9 protein-coding genes are annotated in these 11,455 nt (G+C 57.3%); 8 read left to right on the top strand and 1 reads right to left on the bottom strand.

The features are described 5' to 3' along the window. Window positions 1-330 precede the first annotated feature (330 nt). From QGT73_RS15755 to QGT73_RS15740, 4 genes are all read left to right on the top strand, one after another. Window positions 331-1,419 carry a glycosyltransferase gene (locus tag QGT73_RS15755; protein ID WP_280123080.1) on the top strand — a complete coding sequence of 363 codons (1,089 nt, stop codon included), beginning with the start codon at window positions 331-333 and terminating at the stop codon, window positions 1,417-1,419. Beyond that, window positions 1,419-2,354 (top strand): DUF5683 domain-containing protein, encoded by a 936-nt coding sequence (locus QGT73_RS15750; RefSeq protein WP_280123079.1) that lies wholly within the window; start codon window positions 1,419-1,421, stop codon window positions 2,352-2,354. Before QGT73_RS15755 ends, QGT73_RS15750 begins: the two co-directional genes overlap by 1 nt. Window positions 2,355-2,356: 2 nt before the next feature. After that, entirely contained in the window at window positions 2,357-3,505 is a 1,149-nt protein-coding gene (locus tag QGT73_RS15745; RefSeq protein ID WP_280123078.1) for a glycosyltransferase family 4 protein, read from the top strand. 71 nt (window positions 3,506-3,576) lie between these two features. Then, window positions 3,577-4,176 (top strand): GNAT family N-acetyltransferase, encoded by a 600-nt coding sequence (locus QGT73_RS15740; protein ID WP_280123077.1) that lies wholly within the window; start codon window positions 3,577-3,579, stop codon window positions 4,174-4,176. 158 nt (window positions 4,177-4,334) lie between these two features. On the opposite strand, the gene QGT73_RS15735 is transcribed toward QGT73_RS15740, so the two are convergent. Continuing rightward, window positions 4,335-5,030, bottom strand: a complete 696-nt coding sequence (locus QGT73_RS15735) for an SIMPL domain-containing protein (RefSeq protein ID WP_280123076.1) — start codon at window positions 5,028-5,030, stop codon at window positions 4,335-4,337. A 271-nt stretch (window positions 5,031-5,301) separates the two neighbouring features. Here QGT73_RS15735 and QGT73_RS15730 point away from each other — a divergent pair, with 271 nt between their 5' ends. From QGT73_RS15730 to QGT73_RS15715, 4 genes are all read left to right on the top strand, one after another. After that, on the top strand, window positions 5,302-5,913 hold the full coding sequence (locus tag QGT73_RS15730) for a sugar transferase (RefSeq protein ID WP_280123075.1): 612 nt from the start codon (window positions 5,302-5,304) through the stop codon (window positions 5,911-5,913). After that, the gene (locus QGT73_RS15725) at window positions 5,910-7,073 is read left to right on the top strand and encodes a DegT/DnrJ/EryC1/StrS family aminotransferase (protein WP_280123074.1); all 1,164 of its coding nucleotides are present in this window, start codon (window positions 5,910-5,912) and stop codon (window positions 7,071-7,073) included. Before QGT73_RS15730 ends, QGT73_RS15725 begins: the two co-directional genes overlap by 4 nt. A 168-nt stretch (window positions 7,074-7,241) precedes the next feature. Next, on the top strand, window positions 7,242-8,912 hold the full coding sequence (locus QGT73_RS15720) for a UDP-N-acetylglucosamine 4,6-dehydratase family protein (protein ID WP_280123073.1): 1,671 nt from the start codon (window positions 7,242-7,244) through the stop codon (window positions 8,910-8,912). Between the two features lie 118 nt (window positions 8,913-9,030). Continuing rightward, window positions 9,031-10,941 (top strand): hypothetical protein, encoded by a 1,911-nt coding sequence (locus QGT73_RS15715; RefSeq protein ID WP_280123072.1) that lies wholly within the window; start codon window positions 9,031-9,033, stop codon window positions 10,939-10,941. Window positions 10,942-11,455 lie beyond the last annotated feature (514 nt).

Genomic DNA, 11,455 nt, shown 5'->3' with positions numbered 1-11,455 from the left:
CCGATTTTCGCTGTTTTTTTAGTGTATGCCCGGTTTTCAACTTCCTGAGAATCGAATATACGAACTAATCTCGAAAAATTCCAGATTATTCTAAAATATTCAATTCTCAGAGGCTTTAATCAGAGGAGTTCTGCAACACCCTCCGATGCATACGGCTATCAATTTCCCGATGTCCCTGCCGGGACATCCTGTCGGTATTTTCAGACCTCTTACTGCGTCTCTGAAAATATAAAAAACATAATCATGACTCATTTCTTCATGATTTCTCTCATAACGATTCCTTTACACCTGTCCAAAATTCGACTCCAGGACTCCTGTATTTAATAAATCGTGAAAATACTTCATGTAATCACATCCATGCGCACCGGCGGGGCTGAGAGGCTCGTATCTCAACTGTTGCCACGATTCAGACAGCGGGGGGCCGAGGTGCACGCGGCCATCTTTGACGGCTCCGACACCCCTTTCATGCAATCACTTGTGAAGGAGGATGTGACCCTGCACGTGCTCGGACACGGATACAGCAGCATGTATGACCCGCGTAACATATTGCGTCTGCAACGCATCATGCGACAAGGATTTGACATAGTGCACACCCACAACACCACCCCGCAGCTATTCACCGCTCTGGCCCGCACGCCGGCCTCCACACGGCTCGTGACCACCGAACACAACACTTCCAACCGCCGACGCGGACACGCGCTGCTGCGTCAGCTCGACCGTTGGATGTATCGACGCTATGACCGCATAGTGTGTTGCAGCACTCCGGTGGAGACATCGCTCGCCGACTCGCTCGACATGCCGTCGCTAATGCCACGCATACTGACCATATCCAACGGCATAGACCTTGGACAATTTTCAGGCTCACACCACACCATAACTTCCGGTAAGGTCAACATACTCATGGTAGCGGCTTTTCGCGAGCAAAAAGACCATCTCACCCCGCTGCACGCCCTCGCCATGCTCCCGCCCGAGGTCACTCTCACCTATGCGGGCGACGGCGCGACACGCACGGCGACGCAGGAGGCGGCCCGGGCTCTCGGAGTAGCCGACCGCGTAAGATTTACAGGCAATGTCGCCGACATACCGGGGCTGTACCGACAGGCCGACATCGCTCTGCTGTCAACCCGTCACGAGGGACTGAGCCTCTCGACTGTCGAAGCCATGGCCTCGGGCATGCCTCTGATTGTGAGCGATGTGCCCGGAGTGAGCGAAATCGTGGGCGATGGCGCGCTGCGCTTCCCCTTTGGCGACGCCCGCGCCCTGGCGGCCCGCATTACCTCTCTGCTCGATAACCCCGCGCTCTACGCAGCCACAGCCCGAAAGGGCATGGAGCGGGCTCGGCTCTATGACATCACAGTCACCGCCGATGAATATTTCAACCTCTACAGTAGCTTAATATCAAATAAAACCAACTCTTAATGAACCGTTTACTTATTATTGCATTATTCATGCTCACGACTCTGGGAGCCATCTCCCAGGACAAGCCCCGCTGGGCTATCAAAGGTGTGTCGGACATCAACAGCGAGCGCACCAACCGCACTTACAGTTTTGTAAAATTCGAGACATTCGGAGGCGACCTCGCGGCTCTGCGCAACGAGTCGACCCGGCCGCTGGTCGAATATCTGTGCTCGACCTTCGGGCTCTCCGACGACAATGCGTCGGTCGAGCAGCTCACCCCCGACGCCTCGGCCGAGCGCGCGCTGCCCAATGATCCCGAGGCCAACGCAGGAATCACGCGCGACTATAAAGTCACGTTCGAAGGTCCAAAACCCGGCACATACTATGCCCGTCTCATCGACGAGTATGTCAGCTTTGACGACAATGTCGACGAGACTTATGACTACACTCTCTATCAGCTCTTTGAAGTCACCAACCGCGAGGATGGCGTCATGCCCGACTATGACGGCTGCGACTTCACCCGCTCGCGCAACGGCGGAGCACTGCTGCGCTCCATCATCCCCGGTCTGGGACAATATTACAAGGGCCAGAACGTCAAGGCTTACTGCATCTGGGGCGGCGAGGCCGTATGCATAGCCGCGGCCCTTATATGCGAGAAACGATGCTCGGACTATGCCGCCGACCGCAACCGGTTCATGGCCGAGGGCGACATGGTGTCGTGGGACAGCTATCGGAGCAAGTCGCAGAGCTGGCGCGTGTTTCGCAACATCGCCATCGGAGGTGCCATCGGCGTGTATGCCTACAACCTTCTTGACGCGGCTCTCTCCAAAGGCCCGCGCCAGGTGGTAGTGCGCAAGAGCGGCTCGTCCGACATGAGCCTTGCCGTAGCCCCGACCTTCATCTCCGACCCCTCGTCAACCCTCGCACCCGCGCTCGGAATCGCCATAAATTTCTAAGCGTGAAGATAATCCGCATGACTACGGTGGGATTGTCGCTCGACACATTCTGCCGCGGACTGCTCGCCGAACTACGCGACTCCTGCGGGCATGAAGTCATAGCCCTATCGTCGCCCGACGGGCATCTCACCTCGCTGGGCGAGCGCGAGGGGGTGCGCACCATCGGTGTGGCCATGCGGCGCGACATATCGCCGTGGGCCGACCTGCGTTCGCTCTGCCGTCTGGTCAGAGTGCTACGTCGCGAACGCCCCGACATGCTCCACACCATGACCCCTAAGGCCGGACTGCTCGGCATGATAGCCGCCCGCATAGCCGGAGTGCCTCTGCGTGTCCACACCTTCACCGGACTGCTCTTCCCGACAGCCCGCGGGCTGAGACGCCTGCTGCTCGCCACGACCGACCGCATCACCTGTGCCTGCGCCACCCACATCATAGCCGAGGGACAGGGGGTGAGGAACGACCTGCTTGCCCACCGTATCACACGACGGCCTGTCACGGTGCTCGGCCACGGCAACGTGCGCGGTGTCGACCTGACCCATTACTCCCCCTCTCCGCGACTTGAGTCAGAAGCCGCAGCTCTGCGCCGCCGCCTCGGCATAGCTCCCGATGACAAGGTGATGATATACGTGGGGCGGTTTGTCACCGACAAGGGCCTACGCGAGCTCCTCGACGCGCTCCCGGCCATACGGTCCTCGGTTGACCGGCGCGTCCACCTCATCATGGCGGGCGACACCGACGGAAGCCGCGATGATCTTACGTCAGAACAGCTTGCCTCGCAGCCCGACGTGCATCTCTCGGGGGGATGGGTCGACGATGTGCGCCCATGGCTGCTTGCGGCCGACATCCTGGTGTTCCCCTCCTATCGCGAAGGGTTTCCCAACGTGGTGCTCGAGGCCGGAGCCATGGGGCTGCCGGCTGTGGTGACCGACATCAACGGTTCGCGCGAGATTATCACCGACGGCGTCAACGGACTGATAGTGCCGCCGGCCACGGTGGCTCCTCTTGCCGAGGCTGTGGCCCGACTGCTTACTCTACCGTCTCATGCTCTCGCCGAGATGGGCCGCGCCGCACGCCTCAACGTCCGGCGTCACTACTCACGCCCCTACATATGGCAATGCCTGAAGGAATATTACTCATCCCTGCGGGAGTGAGTATTCCTTCGAGTTGAAAGTTGAGAGTTTAAGATGGTTTTGTATCTTTGCACGAATTTTTATTCGACTGAATGATGCTCACATCTGTCCTCATAAGGCTCAAACATGCGTGTCCGGCATTGTGGCGCGTGGTCGAAGGGGCCAACTCGCGGCTCATGACCCTGCGCTATCCACGACTGCGCGACGAGGCTGTAGCGGCATGCCGCACTATGGCCTGTCCGTCGCAAACGGAATGGAGCCTCGTCACTCCCGATGATGCACCGTCGCTGTCGGCTTTTCTGACCTCCATGCCCGAGAGACGCACCGCATGGTTCGCGCCACATCCGTTTGACCCCGCCACGCTCAGACGCATGGCGGGCGGCAACTCGTTTGTAATGTTTAAGGTTACACATGGCGGGCGCATCGTGGGCTATCACTTTCTGCGCTGCTTCTTTACGGGCAAAGCGTTTCATGGCCTCATCGTGGCCGATGACATGGCCGGCCGCGGCATTGGCACACACATGTGGGCATTGGCGGCCGACATCTGTCAGCGTCTCGGCCTTGACATGCAGGCCACCATACACCCCGACAATATCGCCTCGCTCACCTCATGCCGCCATGGGTGTGACACTACCATAATCGCGACCCTCCCCAACGGCTACCTGCAAGTGAAATGCAGAAAAAGACATTGATGTCCCCTGCCGGGACATCCTGTCGACGGAGATTCCTATAAAACAACAGGCCGGAAGAGTAAAGTCTTCCGGCCTGTTGTTTTATAGATGTTGCCTGATGTTCAATAATAAAAGTCTGATATTCAACAAGAATTTTTCTTCTCTTAAATAAGAATGGCTTAATCCTCAAGATAATATACGATGGTCGAGACTACTCTGACTTTCTTGATAAAAGGTGTCGAGAAGTCGGAATCGTCGATTGAGAACTGGCCCTGCGAAGCCGTCTTGATTTTGCCTACCTTGCTCTCGCTGTCGGCTGCAAACTGGTCAGCCGCCGCGCGGGCATTTTTTGTAGCCTCGGCAATCATTTCGGGCTTGATGTCATTAAGACCGGTGAACTGATAGTTGATATAGGAGTTGGAGAAAGCTATGCCCTCCTTGAGCAGCTCGCTCTGACGGTTGAGCAGCTCGCGCACCTTGTCGACCTTTTTGGTAGTCACGGTCACCGTGCAGTTGATCGAATAATTGTAGCTGAAAGCATCCGAACGATAGCGGTTGGACGTAGCGTCATATGTGTCGGGCGGATTGACCGAAATCTCATCCTGCGAGATGCCGTTGGAGGTCAGAAACCTGACGATTATATCATTGTTGGCCTTCACTTTGTCATAAATGCTCACCAGGTCATTGCCCGCGATGCTGTAAGCGATGGGCCATGTCACCAGATTGGCGGGCACCTCGCGCTCGGCCAGACCGCGCACGGTCACCTCTCGGTCGCGAAAAGCTATGTTGTCGATACCGGCCTTGAGTGTAAAGCCGAGGATAACCACACCGACGGCAACGAGTGCCGCTGAAATAATCAGATTGCTTTTACTCATAATAGTGATGTTTTTATTGTTCGGGGCAAAGATAGACAAGTTATTTATATTTTCTTAATCTATATATGTTAAAATATCGGCTTCGGATAAAAAAAGTGTAAAAAAACTTTTTTCGTCATTAGTCTCTTTTGCGTAAAAAATTGTATATTTGCCCAATATTTTCTACGGGCAAGTCCCGCCTCAACATAAATTCATAGTAATAGTAGCACAACATTTTAACCACTATATGCAGACCGCCGCGTATCGCGTACGCGCCTGTTAGGTGACAGTTATGGTATTAAAACAGTTTTTTGACCGCTTTGCATCGCTCATCGGGCTAATGGTTCTATGGCCCCTTATGCTTGTCATTGCCATCCTGATAGCTGTCAGGATGCCCGGCGGCCCCGTGCTGTTCCGACAGCAGAGAGTGGGTCGCGGCGGCCGGCTGTTTACCCTTGTGAAATTCCGCACGATGCTCCCCTCATCGCCCGGCTCCACCGTGAGTGTGGCCGGCGACCCGCGCATCACACCCCTCGGTGCCACACTGCGGCGTCTGAAGCTCGACGAGCTGCCCGAGCTATGGAACGTGCTGCGGGGCGACATGTCGCTCGTAGGCCCGCGCCCCGACGTGCCCGGCTATGCCGACCGGCTCACCGGCGACGACCGGCGAGTGCTATCGCTGCGTCCCGGCATCACCGGACCCGCTACGCTGAAATATCGCAACGAGGAGCAGCTCCTCGCCTCTCATCCCGACCCGCAGCTCTACAACGACACTGTAATCTTCCCCGACAAGGTGCGCATCAACCTCGAATATCTCGACAACCGCTCCTTTATGGGTGACATCAGGATAATCCTCCAGACACTTCTCCCCTCGACAAGTCCAACACAATCCGTGCAGTCATGAACACTCCACAGCGCATACATCTCTGCCTCGCCCACATGAGCGGCAACGAGCAGAAATATATCGACGAAGCCTTCGCCGACAATTGGGTAGTGCCCCTCGGCCCCAATGTCGACGCCTTCGAGCACGAACTCCACGACTTCCTCTCTCACGACGACTCTTCGCGCTCCCACCTGCGTGTGGCCGCAGTCTCGGCCGGCACCGCAGCCATACACCTGGGCCTGATACTCGCCGGCGTAAAGCCCGGCGACGAGGTGATATGCCAGAGCTTCACTTTCGCTGCCTCGGCCAACCCCGTGACATACATCGGAGCGACTCCGGTATTTGTCGACTCCGAGCCTTCGACCTGGAATATGGACCCCGCCCTGCTCGAGCGCGCCATCAACGACCGCATCGCGGTGACCGGACGCAAGCCCGCCGCCATCATCCCCGTACACCTCTACGGCATGCCGGCCGACATGGACAGCATCCTCGACATAGCCCGACGCTATGACATACCCGTGGTCGAGGACGCCGCCGAAGCTCTCGGCTCGACCTATCGCGGCCACCAGTGCGGCACCTTCGGTCTCTACGGCATACTCAGCTTCAACGGCAACAAGATGATCACCACCTCGGGCGGAGGCGCGCTCATATGTCCCGACGACGACTCGCGCCGCAGAGCGGTGTTCTACGCCACTCAGGCCCGCGAGCCATATCCCTACTATCAGCACGAGCACATCGGCTACAACTACCGCATGAGCAACATATGCGCCGGCATAGGACGCGGGCAGATGACCATCCTCGAGGAGCACATAGCCCATCACCGTCGCCTCGCGGCCCTCTATGCCGAACTCTTCGCTCCCATAGCCGGCATCGATTTTCACGGCAACCCCGACGCCCAGACCGATGCCAACTTCTGGCTCTCGACAATCACCGTCGACCCCGACCTCACAGGCGGCCTCACGCCCGACCGCATAAGAATACACCTCGAACAGCTCGGCATCGAGACCCGCCTGCTCTGGAAACCAATGCACCTGCAACCGGTCTACGCCTCGGCTCCGGCCTATGTCAACGGTGTGAGCGAACATCTCTTCGCCCGCGGCCTCTGCCTCCCCTCCGGCCCGTGGGTCTCCGAGGATGACGTCAGGATGATAGTCGGCCACATCGTGTCGCTCCTGCCCTGACATCCGCCTCACTACTCTCTCCCGCCCCCCTCTCCGCCACCGCCACGTCTCCCCGGCCCAAGGCCGACACCCCTCTGCTTCTCACGACTACATAACCTCACAGTAGCACATCACTACACACCTTCCGATACTCTTACCTTCCGATATTTTCACCTACATAGACACATTATGTTCACGCGACTGCTAACGTGGTACACATCGCGCTCGGCACTCCCATTCTGGCTGATACTCATTGCCGACTGCCTGACAGTATTCCTGTCGGGCGTGTTGGCCTATGTCGTGGATTATTCAGCCTCCATGGCCCTCTCCGCGCTCGGCCCGCTCTCACTCACCCTGGCCGTCTACTTGTGTTGCTACATCATAGGCTTCAGACTGTTTCACACCTATTCAGGCATCATACGCAAGACATCCGTCGCCGACCTGGCGCGCGTGTGGCTCGCACTGCTCACGGGCGTATGCCTGGTGATGACACTCCGCTATCTCGCCGGCACCGACCGGTGGCTCATGCCGTTCAGACTGCGCGACCTGCTGATGCAGACCGTCATAGCCTCGATACTCATGACCGGTCTGCGCGCCACGGCCAAACTGTTTTATGACCTCTACGTGCGCCGTCTCACCGGCGGAGGAGCCTACGGATATTCCGACAAAGACCTCATATCGATGGAGATGGCCGACCTGCTCCAGCGCGAGCCCATCGAGGTCAACATGTCGGGCATCACACGCGCCCTCGGCGGACGCAGCATCCTCGTCACCGGAGCCGCCGGCTCGATAGGCTCGGAGCTCTCCATGCTCCTGGCCTCATGTCGGCCGTCACAGCTCGTGCTCATCGACCAGGCCGAGTCGCCACTGCACAGCGTGCGCATAGAGCTCGAAAGGCTGTATCCCGACCTCAAATGCGCCACAATCGTCACAAACATATGCCACACACGGCGCATGGAAAAGATATTTGCCGCCTACAGGCCTGAATACGTGTTTCACGCCGCGGCCTACAAACATGTGCCCATGATGGAGGACAATCCCGTGGAGAGCGTGCTCAACAACGTCGACGGCACACGCAAGATCGCCGACCTGGCCGTGCGCTACGGTGTGGGCAAATTTGTCATGATCTCCACCGACAAGGCCGTCAACCCCACCAGCGTCATGGGATGCTCCAAACGCATATGCGAGATGTATTGCCAGAGCCTGTCGGAAGCTCAGACAGCCACCCAGTTCATCACCACGCGCTTCGGCAACGTGCTCGGCTCCAACGGCTCGGTCATACCGACCTTTCGCGACCAGATACGCCGCGGAGGCCCGGTGCTCGTCACCCACCCAGACATCATACGTTACTTCATGCTCATATCCGAAGCCTGCTCGCTCGTGCTCGAGGCCGCGACCATCGGACGCGGCGGCGAAATCTTTGCCTTCGACATGGGTTCGCCCGTGCGCATACTCGACCTCGCCCGCCGCATGATAATCCTGAGCGGACGGCTTGACGTGCCCATAAAATTCACAGGTCTGCGGCCCGGCGAGAAACTCTATGAAGAGGTGCTCGCCGACGCCCGTCTCACCCGCCCTACAATACATCCCAAAATCAAGGTGGCCATACGGAGCGCGGCTCTCTTTGCCGACGTCTCGGCCGACATCAACACGCTCATCGAGACAGCCCTCACCCACAATGACACCGACACCGTGAGAATCATGAAACGGATGGTGCCCGAATACAAGAGTCCGCCCAACACTCCCTACTCTCTGCTCGACACCCCGCGGTCAAACATACTGCGGCCCTCGGCCGCCATGTCACCGGCCATCCCCTCGGCCCTCACGCAACAGTCCGGCATAAAAGCCCACGCCATCTGACGCCGCCACACATCCAAACACAGACTGCAATACAGATATAACAGACCACTACTACTTAACCACAATAAAGCATATATCGATAGTAACAACAGTATAAGTATATATAGATAGTAACAACATGTCAAAACACAAACGCATTCTGACCATCGCATCGCTCTCGATGACGCTCGCCCTGCTATCAGGCACGGGCGCGTCGGCACAGCAGCAACCCGACTACACCCAACCGCTCTCCGACGACCGGTTTGAGGAGGAATTTAAAGACTACCGCACCGTCTATGAGGACTCCTCGCTCTATATACTCCCCACCACCCACGAGACACGCAAGGAAAATCTCGCACCCTATCAGGTGGTAACCAACACATTCGGCAAAAACTGGTTTGCCTTCGCCACAGCCGGCTACCACACTTTCCGCGGCGATAACGCCAGGGCCGGATCGTTCTGGAAGACCTGCTCGCCCGACTTCAGCATAGGCATAGGCAAATGGTTTACACCCGGTCTCGCGCTCAAGCTCGAGTTTATCCGCTCCGAGTCGCGCGGCTACACCGACTGGATGACCGGCCACTATGGCTATGGCGACCCCTTCATCGGCAAGGACAGCGAACCCTACCGCTGCATGAAGACTCGCTGGTGGGACATCTCGGCCTCGGCCATCCTCAACCTCTCGCGCCTATTCCTGGGCTATGAAGGCTACAATAGTCAGCGGCTCATGAACCAGTTCATGCTCGCGGCCGGCATCGGCGGCGTACACCACCTCGGCTACGGCCACTCCTACGGCTCCGACAACGAGTGGAGCGGCCACCTCGAGCTGCAATACTCGCGCTTCTTCACTCGCTCCAAAAAGATTTCGCTCGACCTCAAGGCCCGAGGCATATTCTATCAGTCCAACTTTGACCTCCAGTACGGACAAGGCAACACCGCCAACCAGAAGTGGGACTGCAACCTCGGCATCGACGTGGGCTTCACCTTCTATCTCGACCGCAAGCGCGACCGCGGATGGAAGATGTCGTCGACCCACACCTACACCCGCGACTACTCCGAACGACGCTACCGCAAAGTGCTGGCCAAAGAGATTGAGGTCGAGGGCAACAAGTGGAACGAAATCACATTCTACGTCTTCTATCCCAACAACTACTCAGGCCGCAACGATGCCCCCCAGATAGCCGGAGCCGAGGTCAACGCCATCGACTATCTCACCGCCGGCCTTTATACACAGAAACGCTACACCGACAACACCGACGTGGCCCAGGGTCTGCTCAAAGGCTCCTCGCTCTCGCGCCTCAACACCCGCGACATACCCACCGAACCGGCCAACTCCGTGCTCGCCCTTGACGAGTATCCGCGCGGCTACGAGATGGGCGAAGGACCTATCTCGCTCTCAAACCACATCGACTCGCTGGTCAGCTTCCGCCAGAAAGCCGGCTACTACTATGCCCCAATCTATGGCGACAAGCACCTGTGGCACTACCGTATCGACGACGCCACGCTCGACCAGAAACTCCTCTCCGAGCAAAACTACTACGAGACCAACACCTACGGCCTCAACGCCAAGCACGGCCTCGAGGTGATACGCTCCAACTTTGACACACCCGAAAACGAGTTTCTCGTCTCGCTCGCCGACATGTATGCCGCCCTCAACACCAACGAAGGCCACATAGCCGAGCATGCCGACGAAGCCACCGTGCAGCAGATACGCGACATCATCAACTCGGGTGTCATAACGGCAATCCATGTCGAGGGTCTCGCCACAAGCCAGGACAACTACACAGGCCCCAATGCCCGTGAAGTAGGCCTCAACCGCAACTGGGCTCTCTCCGAAAACCGCGCCAACACCGTCATCGCATGGCTCAAGCAGTATGGCAAATTCCGCGACATCGACTCCAAGACCTATCGCGTCAACTCGTTCAAGAACTCCGTCGGCGGCATCGGTATAGTCGACGACCCCTCGACCCGCGGCCTCAACGCCAAACTCAACCGCTGCGTAAAGGTGCACATCCAGTATATGACACCTCCCAAGGGACGACGTAATTGAGAGTTGAAAGTTTAAGGGAGTTTATAGTTTAGACTCCCTCCCCCGCCCGTCTGAGGGCTCTCCCTCCGCTCCTCATCTCCGCTCAAATTGAACTACCTAAATATCACGGCGCGAGCCGTCACAGCTACTATCTATAATTATACCTTCGACCTCTTTGAATCCCGTCACTCAGTCATAGTCTGACCGAAAGCCGGACCAAAGGGGTTACCACCTGCAGGGGTGTTTTTGTCGGGACATACGCGCTGAGTCGGTCTGACAAAAACACCCCTGCAAATCTATCCAAAATATAATAGGGTGCTAATAACAAATTTAAAGCCAAAGGCCATTGTCATGAGCCGTGTTTCGTCATGAAAAGAGGGAGCATGACCATCCATTTAACGACATGACCCGGGAGCCCGGCAATTTAGGGAGGATGTTGCAAAATACCCGAAAGCAGATAATTTGCAGACTGTTGTAGCAAGGAAAGGCCCGTAGGGCCTGTGCGAGCTTAGGCCATGGCAAGCATCCGCGCAAG

Origin of the sequence: Duncaniella muricolitica (assembly GCF_910574735.1) — a bacterium.
Lineage (GTDB): Bacteria > Bacteroidota > Bacteroidia > Bacteroidales > Muribaculaceae > Duncaniella > Duncaniella muricolitica.
The sequence above is the reverse complement of the archived record's forward strand: the minus strand, read 5'-3'. Positions and strand labels throughout refer to the sequence as shown.